Source organism: Aeromicrobium duanguangcaii, assembly GCF_024508295.1.
GTDB lineage: Bacteria > Actinomycetota > Actinomycetes > Propionibacteriales > Nocardioidaceae > Aeromicrobium > Aeromicrobium duanguangcaii.
Genome location: NZ_CP101990.1, coordinates 1,141,198 through 1,156,173 on the forward strand (window position 1 = coordinate 1,141,198; position 14,976 = coordinate 1,156,173).

Consider the following 14,976-nt stretch of genomic DNA (forward strand, 5'->3'; position numbering starts at 1 on the left):
GCTCCGGCCTTCGCGACCCGCGTAGGATGGGGAATCGAAACGGATCGCGCGGTGTTGACGACGTCAGCAGCACGATCCATCCGTAGACCGAGGAGCCTCGATGACCGCCACGGACCAGACCAGCACCGAAACCACCCCCGCCGACGGCATCACCCTGAGCGATGGTGCTGCCGGCAAGGTCAAGAGCCTGCTGGAGCAGGAGGGACGCGACGACCTCGCGCTGCGCATCGCCGTGCAGCCCGGCGGCTGCTCCGGCCTGCGCTACCAGCTCTTCTTCGACGAGCGCACGCTCGACGGTGATGAGATCCGCGAGTTCGACGGCGTCAACGTCGTCGTCGACCGCATGAGCCTGCCGTACCTGCACGGCGCGACGATCGATTTCGTCGACACGATCGAGAAGCAGGGCTTCACCATCGACAACCCGATGGCGACCGGCTCCTGCGCCTGCGGCGACTCCTTCCACTGAGTCGCGTAGGCCACCGACATCGATCGGGGCGCACCACCGGGGTTTCCGGGGGTGCGCCCCGATCGCATATGGTGGCGGCCGTGCACCTCGCCATCGCCGGGTCGGTAGCCACCGACCATCTGCAGACCTTCGCCGGTAAGTTCTCCGACTCCCTCGTCCCCGATCAGCTGGACAAGCTGTCGGTGTCGTTCCTCGTCGAGGACCTGGACGTACGTCGAGGGGGGTGTGCCGCCAACATCACCTTCGGACTGGGCAGCCTGGGGCTCCAGCCGACCCTCGTGGCCGCTGTGGGCCGCGACTTCGACCTCGGGTACCGCGAGTGGCTGCAAGGCGCTGGCGTGGACTGTGAGAGCGTCCTGGTCCATCCCACGCTGCACACCGCGCTGTGCACCATCACGACCGACGAGGCACACGCCCAGATCGTGACGTTCTACCCCGGAGCGATGGCCAAGGCGCGCGAGATCGACGTCGCCGCCCTGCACGCCGAGAACCCCATCGACCTGCTCCTGATCGGCCCCGACGACCCGGACGGCATGCTGCGGCACACGCGCACCGCCCGAGAGCTGGGGATCCCCTTCGCCGCCGACCCGTCCCAGCAGCTCGCGTGGGCCGGCGGTGAGCTCATCCGCGACCTCATCGACGGCGCCGCGTACCTGTTCAGCAACGACTACGAGGCGGCCCTGATCGCCCAGAAGACCGGCTGGAGCGATGCCGACATCGCCGAGCGGGTCGGCGTCCGCGTCGTCACGCACGGCAAGGACGGCTGCATCGTCCACGAGGCCGACGGCACGACCCACCAGGTCCGGGCCATCGACGGCGTCACCGCGGTCGACCCCACCGGTGTCGGCGACAGCTTCCGCGCGGGCTTCATGGCCGGCGTCGCGGCGGGCCTCCCGCTCGAGCGCGCGGCCCAGGTCGGCTGCACCATCGCGGCCAGCGTGGTCGAGACGATCGGCACCCAGGAGTACGTGCTGGAACGCGCGTCGTTCCTCGATCGCGTCGCCTCGACGTACGGCGATCAGGCCCGCGAGGAGATCGCCGCGGCGCTCTCGATCGCGCACGAAGCGCCTGTCGAGTCAGCTTGACCTCCTCGCTGGGCGGCCCGTCGCCTGCGTTACTGTTGGCCAAAACCCTGTGTGGGTCAAAATCTTCTGAGAAAGGCGCTCCGTGGGTCGGATGAAATTGGCGGCTCTGACCGCCCTGGCCGCTGTCATGCTCGGCGGCTGCTCCCCCTGGGACAAGTCGGACGTCAGCCGGCTCGCGCTCCCTGTGGCCGGTTCCGACCGGTCCATCTACATGTGGAACCTGTGGCTCGGCACCTGGATCGCCGTCCTCGTCGTGTTCGTGCTGGTCTTCGGCATGATCCTGTACGCGCCGATCCGTTACCGTCGCAAGAACAGCGACGATCCGGCTCCCGTCCAGGTTCGCTACAACCTGCCGCTGGAGGCGCTCTACACGATCGCCCCGGTCATCGTCGTCGCCGTGTTCTTCTTCCACACCGTGGAGTCGCAGAACGAGCAGCTGCGCGAGGTCAAGAACCCCGATCACACGATCGAGGTCGTCGGCAGCAAGTGGCAGTGGACCTTCAACTACCTCGAGGGCGCTCCCGGCGGTGAGCCGGTCTACGACCAGGGCAACCCGGCCGAGCTCCCGGAGCTGTGGCTCCCCGTCAACGAGTCCGTGAAGTTCGAGCTCATCTCGCCGGACGTCATCCACTCGTTCTGGGTCCCGGAGTTCTACTTCAAGATGGACGTGGTCCCGGGCAACATCCCGGGCAAGGAAGGCAACAACTCGTTCACGATGACGCCGGACCGCGAGGGCACCTTCACGGGTCGCTGCGCGGAGCTGTGCGGCGTCTACCACACCCGCATGCTGTTCAAGGTCAAGGTCGTCTCCGCCGAGGAGTACCAGGCCCACCTGGCCGACCTCGAGGCTGCCGGCCAGATCGGCACCCCGAGGGGCTCGACCACAGCTGAAACCGTCGCCGGCCTGCAGGCCAGCGGCGAGAGCGAACCGGAGGACTGATGGCGACCGCAACCTTCGATGCCCCCGAGGCACGGAGCACTCCCGCGAAGAAGGAGCGCTCGCTCGGAACGAAGGCCTTCACGCTGCTGACGACCACCGACCACAAGGTCATCGGTCAGATGTACGCCGTGACGACGTTCTTCTTCTTCATCTTCGGCGGCATCCTGGCGCTCATCATCCGCGCCGAGCTCGCCCGCCCGGGTGGACAGCTCGTCGGTGACGAGACGTACAACCAGCTGTTCACGATGCACGGCACGATCATGCTGCTCATGTTCGCGACGCCGCTGTTCTTCGCGTTCGGCAACATGATCATGCCGCTGCAGATCGGCGCTCCCGACGTGGCGTTCCCGCGTCTGAACATGTTCAGCTACTGGCTGTACCTGTTCGGCTCGCTGATCGCGGTCTCGGGCTTCATCGTGCCCGGCGGCGCCGCCAGCTTCGGCTGGTTCGCGTACCTGCCGCTGTCGGACTCGATCAACAGCCCCGGCGTCGGTGGCGACCTGTGGGTCATGGGTCTGTACATGTCGGGCCTGGGCACGATCCTGGGTGCCGTCAACTTCATCACCACGATCTTCTGCATGCGCGCTCCGGGCATGACCATGTTCCGGATGCCGATCTTCGTGTGGAACACGCTGGTCACCAGCATCCTGATCATCGTCGTGTTCCCGGTGTTCGCCGCGGCTCTGCTCGCGCTGGGCGCGGACCGCATGCTCGGTGCTCACGTGTTCGACCCATCGACCGGTGGACCGATCATGTACCAGCACCTGTTCTGGTTCTTCGGACACCCAGAGGTCTACATCATCGCCCTGCCGTTCTTCGGCATCATCACCGAAGTCCTGCCGGTCTTCAGCCGCAAGCCGGTCTTCGGCTACGTCGGCCTGGTCGGCGCGACGCTGGCGATCGCGGTCCTCTCGGCCGCGGTGTGGGCGCACCACATGTTCGTGACGGGGGCGGTCAACCTCGCGTTCTTCTCCTTCATGACGTTGTTGATCGGCGTGCCAACCGGTGTGAAGTTCTTCAACTGGATCGGCACGATGTGGGGCGGGTCCGTGTCGTTCGACTCGCCGCTGCTGTTCTCGCTGGGCTTCCTGACGACCTTCCTGTTCGGTGGTCTGACCGGCATCGTGCTGGCCTCGCCGGCGCTGGACTTCCACCTGTCCGACACGTACTTCGTGGTGGCGCACTTCCACTACGTGGTGTTCGGCACGGTCGTGTTCGCGATGTTCGCGGGCTACTACTACTGGTGGCCCAAGATGACGGGCCGGATGCTCGACGAGAAGCTGGCCAAGATCCACTTCTGGCTGCTGTTCGTCGGCTTCCACCTGACCTTCCTGGTCCAGCACTGGCTGGGTGTCGAGGGCTTCCCGCGTCGCTACGCCGACTACCTGCCCGGTGACGGCTTCACGCGACTCAACGAGATCTCGACGATCGGTGCCTTCCTGCTCGGTGCCTCCACGCTGCCGTTCATCTACAACGTGTGGAAGTCCCGCAACGCGCCCCTGGTGCGTCAGGACGACCCGTGGGGCTGGGGCCGCTCGCTGGAGTGGGCCACGTCGAGCCCGCCGCCGCGTCACAACTTCGTGTCGCTGCCGCGGATCCGCTCGGAGAGCCCGGCCTTCGACCTGCACCACCCGGACGTGGTGGAGCTGGAGATGGCCCAGAACCCCGACGCCAACGACGCCCTGGCGGACACTCCCGACGTGGAGGGTCGCTCCGAGGCGCTCGGCGGCAACAACCCCAAGGCTGGTGAGTGACCGATGCGCAAGGAGTTCTGGCTCTTCCTGAGCTGTGGCGTGTTCTTCGTGATCGTCACGCCCGTCTACTGGGCGCTGACGCACGAGGTCACCGGCACCACCGCGCTGACCATGGCGATGCTGCTGTTCTTCATGATCAGCTTCTACCTGTGGTTCGTCACCAAGGCCATTCCCGAGCGTCCTGAGGACCGCAAGGACGGCGAGATCCTCGAGGGAGCCGGCGAGCTGGGCTTCTTCCCGCCCTTCAGCTGGTGGCCGCTGTTCGCCGCCCTGTCGTTCGGACTGCTCGTCCTGGGTGTCGTCTTCGGCTGGTGGCTGTTCATCATGGCCCTGCCGTTCGGCGCGATCTGCGTCATCGGCTGGCTGTTCGAGTTCTACCGAGGCGAGCACGCTCACTGAGCCGACCTCCTCTCACGCAACGCACCCGGTGTCCTCGACACCGGGTGCGTTGCGTTTTCGGGGAAGGTGGGTCCGCTGCCTACACTTTGAGGATGAGAACTGTCGGACGCCTCGTCACGAGCCTGATGCTCGCCGTGCTCGTCCTCTCCGGCTGCACCGACGGCGGGGGAGTGAAGAACCCCGTCAAGGCCGTGGCGCCGAAGGACCCGCTGACGATCGAGACGAACGTCGACAACGGCGCCTCGTCCGTCCCGGTCGACACCCTGGTGACGGTCGACGGATTCGACGGCCAGCTGTCGGACGTGTCGCTGGCCTCGCAGGACGGCAAGACGAAGGTCCCCGGTGACATCCGCGGCGTCCGCTGGACCGCGCAGCAGTTCCTCGAGCCCGGCACGTCGTACGTGCTCACGGCCGCCGGCACGGGTGACGACGGCAAGAAGGTCACGTCCACGACGCGCTTCACCACGAAGGCGCTGTCGCTCGACGAGCAGACCTATCCCGCCGTGGCGCCGCTCCAGGGCGAGACCGTCGGCGTGGGGATGCCCGTCATCGTCAGCTTCGACCTGCCCGTGAAGGATCGCGCCGCGTTCGAGAAGCGGATGAAGGTCACGGCCCAGCCGGCGACCGTCGGCGGCTGGTACTGGCTCAGCGACAACACCGCGCACTGGCGCCCGAAGAGCTACTGGAAGCCCGGCACCAAGGTCTCGGTCGACCTGGCCCTCAACAGCGTCCCCGCCGGCGACGGCATCTACGGCCAGCAGGACCAGCGCGTGGACTTCACGGTCGGCCGGTCGGTCGTCTCGATCGTCGACACCAAGCGGCACCGCATGACGGTCAAGATCGACGGCAAGGCCCGCCGGACGATCCCGGTGTCGACCGGCGACGCCTCGCACCGCAGCCGCAACGGCACCAAGCTCGTCATGGAGAAGCACGAGTCCATCGACATGGACGCTGCCACGACCGGCGTGGACTCCGACGACCCGAACTACTACAACCTCAAGGGCGTCAAGTACGCCCTGCGGGTGACGAACTCCGGGGAGTTCCTGCACGCCGCGCCGTGGTCGGCCGCGTCGCAGGGCAACGCCAACGTGAGTCACGGCTGCGTGGGCATGAGCACGGCGAACGCCGGCTGGTTGTTCTCGCAGAGCAAGCGCGGCGACGTGGTCCGCTACGTGGGCAGTCCCCGGCGTCTCGAGCCGGCCAACGGCTGGACGGACTGGAACGTGTCCTGGAGCGACTGGCTCGAGGGCTCGGCGCTGCAGGGCGAGGACCCGGCGGCCTGAGCCTCAGCCGGCCGGTCCCGTGATCAGGACTGTGCGGCCTTCTTCGCCGCCTTCTGCTCTCGCTTGAACTCGCGCACCTTCGTCAAGGTCTCGGGACTCGTGATGTCGGCGACGCTGCGGTGCCCCGGCTGTCCGTAGTCGCCGGCAGCCTCGCGCCAGCCCTCGCCGGTGTACCCGTACTGCTTGCCCAGCAGGGCGAGGAAGATCTTGGCCTTCTGCTCGCCGAACCCCGGCAGCGCCTTGAGCCGCTTGAGCACCTCGGCCCCATCGGGCGAGCCCTGGGTCCAGATCGCCGAGGCGTCGCCACCCCACTCGTCGCGCACGGCGACCGCCAGCGCCTGCACGCGACCGGCCATCGACCCGGGGTAGCGGTGCACGGCGGGAGTCTGGCGGAACACGGCCTCGAACGACTGGGGGTCCTGCGCGGCGATCTCGGCGGGCTCGAGCGTGCCGACCCGCTCGCGGATCTTCGCCGGACCGGCGAACGCCGTCTCCATCGCGATCTGCTGATCGAGCAGCATCCCGACCAGGAGAGCGAACGGGTCGTCGGTCAGCAGCTGGTCGGCGGTGGCGTCGCCGGTGATCGAGAGGCTCATGCCCCCATCCTCGCCGGTCGTTCCTCCGGTGCTGCGCCAGGCCCCGTGGGGGCGCCCGTGGCGAGCGCGCGCATGCGGGCGACGAGATCGTCCAGCCAGGCGCCGACGTTGCGGCGCGCCGTGGCGGTGTCGGGGTAGCGGCACCGCAGGTGCACACCCGAGTCGTCGATGATGAACCAGAGCATCACGCCCTGGGTCGAGATGGCGGCGCTGACGTACTGGGCGTCCAGTCCGGCGGTGTCGATCCGGACCGGGAGCCGGCGCATGTCCAGCCACGAGACCGCGAACATGCCCGGAGCCTCGGGCATCCCGCCCCAGGGTGCCATCAGGTCGGCCAGCGGCCACGAGCCGAGCCGGATGGCCTCGCGGACGGCGTCGGCGCAGGCCTTCGGGTCGGGGTTCTCCGACTCGAGGACGGCGTTGGTGATGAACCAGCCCACCGAGTCGTGCCAGCGCTCCTCGTAGCGGCTGTGTACGGGAAAGACGGTGCGCAGGGCGGTGCCGGCGAGCTCTCGCGTGGTCGTGGTCATCGCGGAGACGGCCAGGGCCAGCGTGGTGGCGTCCTCGGCGGCGGCCCGGGCCGAGAAGGCGGCCAGGCTGTCGAGATCGAGCACGTCGCGGATGACGACCCGCTCGGGCTGCGGCGTCGGGTCGCCCAAGGGGAGCGGGAAGCGGGGCATCGCGCCACCGCCTGCGTCGATGACCTCGGCCCAGCGGCGGTGGATCTCGGGCGGGGCGGGGGAGCGCTGCTGCAGGGCGACCGTGTGCTCGGCGAAGGCCGGCACCTGCCGGGGCGTGGGCTCGATGCCCTGGCGGCGCTGGTCGAGGGCCGCCAGCACGTCACGGGCGATGACCAGCATCGACCACATGTCGACGTGGGCGTGGTCGGCCGCGACGACCAGGGTCGGGCCGTCGGCGGTCTCGATGACGCAGAAGCGGTGAGAGGGCTTCGAGTAGGGCCGGCACCCCGCGTCCAGCACCGCGTGGAGCGCGTCGTTCATCGCCTGGCCGGGCTTCACCTCGTGCTCGGTCCAGCCTCCGTCGCCGACCGTCACCTCGTGCAGGCCGGGCGTCGCGTCGGCGCCGGGCACGAACACGGAGCGCAGGGTGCCGTGGGAGGCCACGACGGCCCGCCACGCGGCCGCGAGGTCCTCGCGGGCCACCGGAGCGCCCAGACGCATCGCCAGGGCCATCCAGGAGCCGGCCCGGTCGCCGGCGCCGACGTGACGCGCCTGGTCGAACGACACGGGCAGGGGAGCGCCGGGCGCCGAGAACGTGAGGTCGTGGCTCAGCAGGGGGCCGAACGGCAGGCGCAGGTGCGCGACGTGCGTGAGACGCATGCCAGTAACCTATTCCCCTGATCCCACGCGAGCGCAGGAGGCGGCGTGCACAGGTTCACGGTGCCGGGTGCCGAGCTCGCCTGGGCGTTCAGCGACGAGTCCGGCTCCGCGGTCGTCCAACTCCACGGCCTCACGTCCAGTCGGGCACGCGACCGGGTGCTCGACCTCGACCTCGGCCGCGGACTGTCCGGCACGCGACTGCTGCGCTACGACGCGCGGGGCCACGGCCACTCGTCCGGCCGCGCCGAGCCCGAGGACTACCGGTGGCCCTCGCTGGCTGACGATCTCCTGCGTCTGCTGGACCACTGGTTCCCGGGGGAGCGGGTGCACGGCGTGGGCCCGTCCATGGGAACCGCCACGCTGCTGCACGCCGCGGTCCGCGAGCCGGACCGGTTCAGCGGGTTGACCCTGCTGCTGCCGCCCACGGCGTGGGCCACGCGAGCGGCCCGCGCCGGCGACTACCTGCGCATGGCCGACCTCATCGAGACGGACGGCATCGAGCGCGTGATCGAGGAGGGCAGGGACGCCCCGCGACCCCCGGCGACCGTCGGCCACCCCGACACCGTGCCCGACGTGACCGCCGAGCTGCTGCCGTCGGTGCTGCGCGGCGCCGCTCGCAGCGACCTGCCGGCGCCCGACGCGCTCGCAGGGATCGAGGTCCCCACCACGGTGCTGGCCTGGGTCGAGGACCCGGCCCACCCGCTGTCGACGGCAGAGGCGCTGGTCGAGCTCATGCCTCGGGCCACGCTGCAGGTCGCCCGGACCGGTGCGGAGGTGCGCCGCTGGCCGGGCGTGCTGGCGGCCGACATCGCGCAGCACAGCCGCTGAGCGGGCCACCACCCCCGCGGGCACGAACCGCACGAGCAACGCACGAGGGCCCCGACCGCAATGGTCGGGGCCCTCGTACGTGCGATGTGGATCAGTGGACGCGCGGGACGCCCGTCTCGGAGACTCCCTGGAAGTCGTCTCCCAGCTCGACCGGGTGCTCGCCGTTGTGCTCGAAGTGCTCGGCCGCGTGCTCCATGTCCGTGCGGGTCGGCTTGTCGACCGAACCGTCGTAGTAGAAGCGGCGCAGCTTCGCGCGGAACGACTCCTTGCGGTAGTTCGGGTTGCGAACACCGTAGGCGTCGGTCTTGTGCGCGACCTCGGCGTCGAGCTCGGGCAGACGCTCACGAGAGGCCGTGAGCGTGTAGGCCTCGGTCTCGGGCAGCGGCGCATGGCGTTCGGAGTAGCCGCCGTCGGGGGAGCGGTCGATGACGCCCGTCTCCCAGCCGTGGGTCAGCGTCTCGTTGTCCTTGCGCTGCAGCGAGATGCAGATCCGCTTGGTGATGATGAACGCGATGACCGGGAAGATGAACAGCCCGAATCGCAGCACCCACGTGATCGCGAAGATGTCCAGGCCGAACTTGAGCGCGATGATGTCGTTGCCGCCGGCGATCCAGCCGACGCCGTAGGCGGTCATCGCCGCGACGCCGAGCGCGGTGCGCACCGGAGCGTTGCGGGGACGCTCGAGCAGGTGGTGCTCGCGCTGGTCACCGGTGATCCACTTCTCGATGAACGGCCACAGGGCCAGCGAGGTGAACAGGATGCCCAGGCCGCCGACACCCGGCAGGAACACGCTCCAGGTCCACGTGCGGTTGAACCACGTGGTCTCCAGCGGAGGCATGAGGCGCACGAGGCCCTCGGACAGACCCATGTACCAGTCCGGCTGCGAGCCGGCGGTGACCTCGGACGGGTTGTACGGACCGTACGCCCACACCGGGTTGATCTGGATCAGTGCGCCCATGAGCGCCAGGAAGCCGAAGACGACGAAGAAGAAGCCGCCGGCCTTGGCCATGTAGACCGGGAGCATCGGGTAGCCGACGACGTTGTCCTCGGTGCGGCCGGCGCCGGGCCACTGCGTGTGCTTGTGGTAGACGAGCAGCAGCATGTGGGCGCCGATGAGTCCGAGCAGCAGGGCCGGGATCAGCAGGATGTGGGCCATGTACAGGCGCGGGATGATGATGTCGCCGGGGAACTCGCCACCGAAGACGAAGAACTCCAGGTACGAGCCGACCAGCGGGATCGAGCGGATCAGACCGTCGACGAAGCGAAGGCCCGTGCCCGAGAGCAGGTCGTCGGGCAGCGAGTAGCCCGCGAAGCCCTCGACCATGCCGAGGCTCAGCAGGCCGACGCCGATGAGCCAGTTGACCTCACGCGGCTTGCGGTACGCGCCCGTGAAGAACACGCGCAGCGCGTGGGCCATCATCGCCGCCACGAACAGGGCAGCCGCCCAGTGGTGGATCTGGCGCATCAGCAGGCCGCCGCGGATGTCGAACGAGATGTCGAGCGTCGAGGCGTAGGCCTGCGACATCTCGATGCCGTAGAGCGGGCCGTACGAGCCCGTGTACTCGACCTCGCCCATGCTGGGGACGAACCACAGCGTCAGGAAGACGCCGGTGATCAGCAGGACGACGAAGCTCCACAGGGCGATCTCGCCGAGCATGAAGGACCAGTGCTCGGGGAAGACCTTGCGCAGGTTCTTCTTGCCGGCTGCGGCCAGGCCGAGCCGATCGTCGAGCCAGCCGACGGGGCCGGCCAGCTTCTTTCCGGTGGGGGAGTCCTCAACCCGGGTGAACGTGCTCTGGCTCATAGGTCACCGCCGAACTTCTTGTTGAGCTGCTTCTGGTCGCGAGCGAGCTCGGGGTAGCTCGGAGCCACGATCTCGGGGAAGTCGCTGACTGCAATGAGGTAGCCCTCGCCGTCGACCGCGAGCGGCAGCTGCGGCAGCGGACGGGCGGCGGGACCGAAGATGACCCTGCCGTTGTCGGCCAGGTCGAAGGTCGACTGGTGGCACGGGCACAGCAGGTGGTGCGTCTGCTGCTCCCACAGGCTGATCGGGCAGCCGACGTGGGTGCAGATCTTGGAGTAGCACAGGATGCCGTCGACGCCCCAGTTCTCACGTCCCTTGGCGGGGGTGATGTCCTGCGGACGCATGCGGACGACGATGACCGCCGCCTTGGCCTTGGCCGCGAGCAGGTCGTGACCATGGATCACGGGGTGACCCTCGCCGTCGGTCTCGAAGAAGACCGCGGGCTCGCCGTTGACCAGCTGACCGACCTCGAGGTCGGAGGGCTTGATCGGCGTGCCCGAGACGTCGTTGACGACGCGCATGCCCTTCTTCCAGACCGTGACGTCCTGGTCGTGGGGGAGCGGGCCGAGGTCGCGCAGCAGCACGATGGCCGGCAGGCCCATGGCGCCGACGGCGCCGAGCAGGCTGTTGCGGATCAGGGGACGACGGCCGATGCCGCTCTCCTGGATGCCGGCGTTGATGTCGGCCATCGTGGCGGAGCGATCGTCGTCGCTGGAGCCAGCCGGGTGGCGCATCTCGACCATCTCGTGGTCGCCCATGAGCTTCTTGGCCCACTGGATGATTCCCACGCCGATGAGCAGCAGGCCGCCACCGAGCGTGGTGCCGAACGCGAAGTTCTGTGCCGACCAGCCGCCGAAGGCGTTACCGGATGCCGGGTCGCCGAAGGCGAAGACCCGCTCGTCCGCGTCGATCATGAAGTACGCGAAGCAGAAGCCGATCAGCAGCAGCGTGGCCAGGCCGAACATCGCGGCGATCTGGCGCTCGGTGCGACGCTCCTGAGCGACGTCGACGTCCTGCGGACGGTACTGGTGGGGCTGGAGCCCCGGGTCGGCGATCGGATCGCCGGTGGTTTCGATTTCCGTGCTCATCGCTTCTTCGACCTCGTTCCGTGCACGCCGATCCAGACCGCGAACGCCGTCAGGCCGCCCATGCCGATCACCCAGACGAACATGCCGTCGACGACCGGGCCGAGCCCGCCGCCGCCGATGCCGCCTGCGTTGCCCTGCTGCTGGATCGTCTTGACGTACGCGATGACGTTGCGCTTGTCCTCGGGGGTCAGCACGTCATCGGAGAAGACGGGCATCTGCTGCGGTCCGGTCAGCATCGCCTCGTAGATGTGAATGGGTTCGACGCCCTTGAGCGACGGGGCGAAGCGGCCGCTGGGCAGCGCGCCGCCGGCGCCGACGGAGTTGTGGCACGCCGTGCAGTTGGTGCGGAAGAACTCGCCACCCTCGGAGATGCCCTCCTCGTCGACGCTCTGCCAGTCGATGTCCTCGTCGGACGGACGCGAGGGGCCGGGAGCCAGCGTGGCCACGTAGGCCGCGATCTGGTTGATCTCGTCCTGCGTGTACTCGACGTGCTTCTTCACGGCCTGGGGCGCGGTCTGCGCCATGGGCATGCGGCCGGTCTCCATCTGGAAGCCGACGGCGGCAGCGCCGACGCCGATCAGGGAGGGGCCGTAGTTGCCGGGGTTGTCACCCTTGCCGCTGGTCGTGACGCCCTGGGCGTTCATGCCGTGGCAGCTGGCGCAGCCGACGACGAAGAGCTGCCGTCCGGCTTCGACATCGGAGACGGAAGGGGCGGACTCGGCCGTGGCCGATTCCGGAGCCACCGTCGCGTAGGCCGCGCCGGTGAGCAAGAGCGCCAGTGCCAGCAGCGCCAGAAGCGCCATGGGATGCCGGCGGCGTGTCGACAGTTTCCGCACCGAGAACCTCGTTCCTGAAGGATCAAAAATCGGACCAGGTGGGGACGGCGCGTGCTGCCGTCCCCAGAAAATGTGGGGCCTATGCGTTCGCATCAGAGTAGCGAGCGCTGGGCTCAGACTGTGTAGTTAGGTGCGCCTGTGCGGCGCGGGCTCAGCGGATGATGTAGATGGCCGCGAACAGAGCGACCCAGACGACGTCGACGAAGTGCCAGTAGTAGGACACGACGATCGCGGAGACGGCCTGCTCGTGGGTGAACTTGCGGGCCGCGTAGGTGCGCGCGATGACGATGAGGAAGGCCAGCAGGCCGCCGACGACGTGGAGGCCGTGGAAGCCGGTGGCAAGGTAGAAGAGGCTGCCGTAGGCCGAGCTCTGGATGGTCAGGCCCTCGTGGATCAGCTCGGCGTACTCGGTCACCTGGCCGGCGATGAACACCGAGCCCATGACGAAGCTGATGATGAACCACTTGCGCATGCCGGCCGCGTTGCCCTTGGCCGCGGCGTAGACGCCGAGCTGGCAGGTGACCGACGAGAGCACCAGGATCGTGGTGTTGGCGGTGGCGAACGGGATGTTCAGCAACTCGGTCTCGGACGCCCACAGGTCAGGGGCGACGCTGCGCACCGTGAAGTAGGCCGCGAACAAGGTCGCGAAGAACATCAGCTCGCTGGCCAGCCACACGATGGTGCCGACGGTCACGTAGGACGGACGGCCCTCGACGCCGTGGAGACGGGACGCGGGGATCGCAGAAGTAGTTGCCACACGCTCATTATGTACGATGCGATCGTGAGCCAGCACCAGCCCCTTCGAGTCCTGCTCTACAGCGACGATCGCGACGTCAGATCTGCCGTCGTCGCCGCGCTGGGCGCCCGACCCCACCCTGACCTTCCGCCCCTTGAGTACGTCGAGTGCGCGACCGAGCCCGTGGTCTGGCAGCAGCTCGATGCCGGTGGCATCGCGCTGGCCATCCTCGACGGCGAGGCCCGGCCCTCCGGCGGCATGGGAATCGCCCGTCAGATGAAGGACGAGCTCTACCAGGCGCCGCCGAGCCTGGTCCTGACCGGCCGCCCGCAGGACGCGTGGCTGGCGACGTGGTCGCGCGCCGACGCCGTCGTGCCCCAGCCGCTGGACCCGTTCCGGCTGGCCGAGTCGGTCATCGCGTTGCTGCGCGGGGCCGCCGTGTCCGGCGCGCGTCCTTGAGCGGCGCCCGTCCGGCGGGGTTCACCTGGCCGTCCGTCCTGACCCGGCTGCTCGCCGGTCACGACCTCGACACGTCGGCCACGCAGTGGGCGATGAACGAGATCCTCTCCGGCGACGCCACCGGGGCGCAGATCGCGGGCTTCGCCGTCGCGTTGCGCGCCAAGGGCGAGACGGCGGCCGAGCTGCAGGGCCTGGTCGACGCGATGTACGCCAAGGCGACGACGCTTGACCTGGCCGACCGGGTGGTCGACATCGTCGGCACCGGCGGTGACATGGCCAAGACGGTCAACATCTCGTCGATGGCTGCCGTCACCACGGCCGGCGCGGGCATCGGCGTGGTCAAGCACGGCAACCGCGCCGCCTCCAGCCAGTCCGGCACGGCGGACGTCTTCGAGCGGCTCGGGGTGCGTCTGGACGTGCCCGCCGAGCGCGTGCTGGACGTCTACCGCGAGGCCGGCATCACCTTCTGCTTCGCGCCGGTGTTCCATGCCTCCATGCGCTTCGCCGGGCCCGCCCGGCGCGAGCTCGGCATCCCGACGTTCTTCAACTTCCTGGGCCCGCTGACCAACCCGGCGCGGCCGGCCGCCTCGGCGATCGGCTGCGCGGACCCGCGGATGGCGCCGCTCATGGCCGACGTCCTGGCACGCCGGGGCAGCAGTGCCTTCGTGTTCCGTGGTGACGACGGTCTCGACGAGATCACCGTGACCACGACGACGCGGTTCTGGGGCCCCGGGGATCACGGCATCGAGGAGCAGGTGTTCGATCCGACCGACCTGGGCTTCGAGCTCGCGCCCGCCGATGCGCTGCGCGGTGGCGAGCCGGAGTACAACGCCGACGTGTTCCGTCGGGTGCTCGACGGCGAGACCGGTCCGGTCCGCGACGCGGTCGTGCTCAACGCCGGTGCGGCGATCGCCGCCCACGAGGGCGCCGAGGGCAGCCTGGTCGAGCGTCTGGGGGCCGGTGTGGCCCGTGCGAAGGAGTCGATCGACTCCGGTGCCGCCCGCGACGCCCTGGCTCGCTGGGTCGACGCCACGTCGCGTCACGCGCGCTGAGGCGCGGGACTGGGCGCGAGGGTTGGGCTCAGTCCAGACCGATGCTGAACGCGCCCTCGAGGTCGTGACGGCTGAAGGTGCGGAAGGCGATCTGGGTCTGGGTCGACTGGACGCCGGGCACCTTGTTGAGGCGGTCGGCGACGACCGAGGCGATCTCGTCGTGGTCGCGCACGCGCACCATCGCGATGAGGTCGTGGTCGCCGGTGACGGAGTAGACCTCGCTGATCCCCGGGATGTCGGCGATGGCTGCGCCGGTCTCGGGGATGGACGAGACCTCGGCCTGGATGAAGACGATGGCGGTGATCACCTC

16 protein-coding genes are annotated in these 14,976 nt (G+C 68.9%); 9 read left to right on the top strand and 7 right to left on the bottom strand.

The features are described from left to right. The first annotated feature begins 100 nt into the window (after positions 1–100). From NP095_RS05800 to NP095_RS05825, 6 genes are all read left to right on the top strand, one after another. Positions 101–466 carry a HesB/IscA family protein gene (locus tag NP095_RS05800; protein WP_181756744.1) on the top strand — a complete coding sequence of 122 codons (366 nt, stop codon included), beginning with the start codon at positions 101–103 and terminating at the stop codon, positions 464–466. Between the two features lie 80 nt (positions 467–546). Further along, positions 547–1,551: a carbohydrate kinase family protein gene (locus NP095_RS05805; RefSeq protein WP_232416912.1), complete on the top strand. Its 1,005-nt coding sequence runs from the start codon at positions 547–549 to the stop codon at positions 1,549–1,551. 91 nt (positions 1,552–1,642) lie between these two features. Continuing rightward, entirely contained in the window at positions 1,643–2,491 is an 849-nt protein-coding gene (gene ctaC / locus NP095_RS05810; RefSeq protein ID WP_232416911.1) for an aa3-type cytochrome oxidase subunit II, read from the top strand. Next, positions 2,491–4,245, top strand: a complete 1,755-nt coding sequence (gene ctaD / locus NP095_RS05815; protein ID WP_255668711.1) for an aa3-type cytochrome oxidase subunit I — start codon at positions 2,491–2,493, stop codon at positions 4,243–4,245. The genes ctaC and ctaD overlap by 1 nt, the downstream gene beginning before the upstream one ends. Before the next feature lie 3 nt (positions 4,246–4,248). Next, on the top strand, positions 4,249–4,644 hold the full coding sequence (locus NP095_RS05820; RefSeq protein ID WP_232416910.1) for a cytochrome c oxidase subunit 4: 396 nt from the start codon (positions 4,249–4,251) through the stop codon (positions 4,642–4,644). 92 nt (positions 4,645–4,736) lie between these two features. Further along, entirely contained in the window at positions 4,737–5,927 is a 1,191-nt protein-coding gene (locus NP095_RS05825; RefSeq protein WP_232416909.1) for a L,D-transpeptidase, read from the top strand. Between the two features lie 23 nt (positions 5,928–5,950). Here the strand turns inward: NP095_RS05825 and NP095_RS05830 are convergent, their stop codons facing one another. Both NP095_RS05830 and NP095_RS05835 read right to left on the bottom strand, forming a co-directional pair. Beyond that, positions 5,951–6,523, bottom strand: a complete 573-nt coding sequence (locus NP095_RS05830; protein ID WP_232416908.1) for an HhH-GPD-type base excision DNA repair protein — start codon at positions 6,521–6,523, stop codon at positions 5,951–5,953. Further along, complete coding sequence (locus NP095_RS05835) at positions 6,520–7,863, bottom strand: condensation domain-containing protein (protein ID WP_232416907.1); 1,344 nt, start codon at positions 7,861–7,863, stop codon at positions 6,520–6,522. Before NP095_RS05835 ends, NP095_RS05830 begins: the two co-directional genes overlap by 4 nt. A 45-nt stretch (positions 7,864–7,908) precedes the next feature. Between NP095_RS05835 and NP095_RS05840 the strand changes: the two genes are divergently transcribed. Continuing rightward, positions 7,909–8,691, top strand: coding sequence for an alpha/beta fold hydrolase (locus NP095_RS05840; RefSeq protein ID WP_232416906.1), 783 nt, complete (start codon positions 7,909–7,911; stop codon positions 8,689–8,691). Positions 8,692–8,782: 91 nt separating this feature from the next. Here NP095_RS05840 and qcrB read toward each other — a convergent pair whose 3' ends face one another. The 4 genes from qcrB to ctaE all read right to left on the bottom strand — a co-directional run bounded on the left by qcrB (position 8,783) and on the right by ctaE (position 13,176). After that, positions 8,783–10,495: a cytochrome bc1 complex cytochrome b subunit gene (gene qcrB / locus NP095_RS05845; RefSeq protein ID WP_232416905.1), complete on the bottom strand. Its 1,713-nt coding sequence runs from the start codon at positions 10,493–10,495 to the stop codon at positions 8,783–8,785. Next, positions 10,492–11,583 (bottom strand): cytochrome bc1 complex Rieske iron-sulfur subunit, encoded by a 1,092-nt coding sequence (gene qcrA, locus NP095_RS05850; protein ID WP_232416904.1) that lies wholly within the window; start codon positions 11,581–11,583, stop codon positions 10,492–10,494. The genes qcrB and qcrA overlap by 4 nt, the downstream gene beginning before the upstream one ends. Continuing rightward, the gene (qcrC, locus tag NP095_RS05855; protein WP_232416903.1) at positions 11,580–12,386 is read right to left on the bottom strand and encodes a cytochrome bc1 complex diheme cytochrome c subunit; all 807 of its coding nucleotides are present in this window, start codon (positions 12,384–12,386) and stop codon (positions 11,580–11,582) included. Before qcrC ends, qcrA begins: the two co-directional genes overlap by 4 nt. Positions 12,387–12,570: 184 nt before the next feature. After that, the gene (gene ctaE / locus NP095_RS05860) at positions 12,571–13,176 is read right to left on the bottom strand and encodes an aa3-type cytochrome oxidase subunit III (RefSeq protein WP_429726101.1); all 606 of its coding nucleotides are present in this window, start codon (positions 13,174–13,176) and stop codon (positions 12,571–12,573) included. Between the two features lie 24 nt (positions 13,177–13,200). Here ctaE and NP095_RS05865 point away from each other — a divergent pair, with 24 nt between their 5' ends. Both NP095_RS05865 and trpD read left to right on the top strand, forming a co-directional pair. Next, positions 13,201–13,614 (top strand): response regulator, encoded by a 414-nt coding sequence (locus tag NP095_RS05865; RefSeq protein ID WP_232416902.1) that lies wholly within the window; start codon positions 13,201–13,203, stop codon positions 13,612–13,614. Further along, the gene (trpD, locus tag NP095_RS05870; protein WP_232416901.1) at positions 13,611–14,666 is read left to right on the top strand and encodes an anthranilate phosphoribosyltransferase; all 1,056 of its coding nucleotides are present in this window, start codon (positions 13,611–13,613) and stop codon (positions 14,664–14,666) included. The genes NP095_RS05865 and trpD overlap by 4 nt, the downstream gene beginning before the upstream one ends. Before the next feature lie 28 nt (positions 14,667–14,694). On the opposite strand, the gene NP095_RS05875 is transcribed toward trpD, so the two are convergent. Continuing rightward, on the bottom strand, positions 14,695–14,973 hold the full coding sequence (locus tag NP095_RS05875; protein WP_232416900.1) for an Lrp/AsnC family transcriptional regulator: 279 nt from the start codon (positions 14,971–14,973) through the stop codon (positions 14,695–14,697). Between the last annotated feature and the right edge of the window lie 3 nt (positions 14,974–14,976).

Bases quoted from the DNA above. Each gene is read 5' to 3' on its own strand.
- NP095_RS05800 (WP_181756744.1), top strand. From the start codon at position 101: ATGACCGCCACGGACCAGACCAGCACCGAAACCACCCCCGCCGACGGC.
- ctaC (WP_232416911.1), top strand. From the start codon at position 1,643: ATGAAATTGGCGGCTCTGACCGCCCTGGCCGCTGTCATGCTCGGCGGC.
- ctaD (WP_255668711.1), top strand. From the start codon at position 2,491: ATGGCGACCGCAACCTTCGATGCCCCCGAGGCACGGAGCACTCCCGCG.
- NP095_RS05820 (WP_232416910.1), top strand. From the start codon at position 4,249: ATGCGCAAGGAGTTCTGGCTCTTCCTGAGCTGTGGCGTGTTCTTCGTG.
- NP095_RS05825 (WP_232416909.1), top strand. From the start codon at position 4,737: ATGAGAACTGTCGGACGCCTCGTCACGAGCCTGATGCTCGCCGTGCTC.
- NP095_RS05830 (WP_232416908.1), bottom strand. From the start codon at position 6,523: ATGAGCCTCTCGATCACCGGCGACGCCACCGCCGACCAGCTGCTGACC.
- NP095_RS05835 (WP_232416907.1), bottom strand. From the start codon at position 7,863: ATGCGTCTCACGCACGTCGCGCACCTGCGCCTGCCGTTCGGCCCCCTG.
- qcrB (WP_232416905.1), bottom strand. From the start codon at position 10,495: ATGAGCCAGAGCACGTTCACCCGGGTTGAGGACTCCCCCACCGGAAAG.
- qcrA (WP_232416904.1), bottom strand. From the start codon at position 11,583: ATGAGCACGGAAATCGAAACCACCGGCGATCCGATCGCCGACCCGGGG.
- qcrC (WP_232416903.1), bottom strand. From the start codon at position 12,386: ATGGCGCTTCTGGCGCTGCTGGCACTGGCGCTCTTGCTCACCGGCGCG.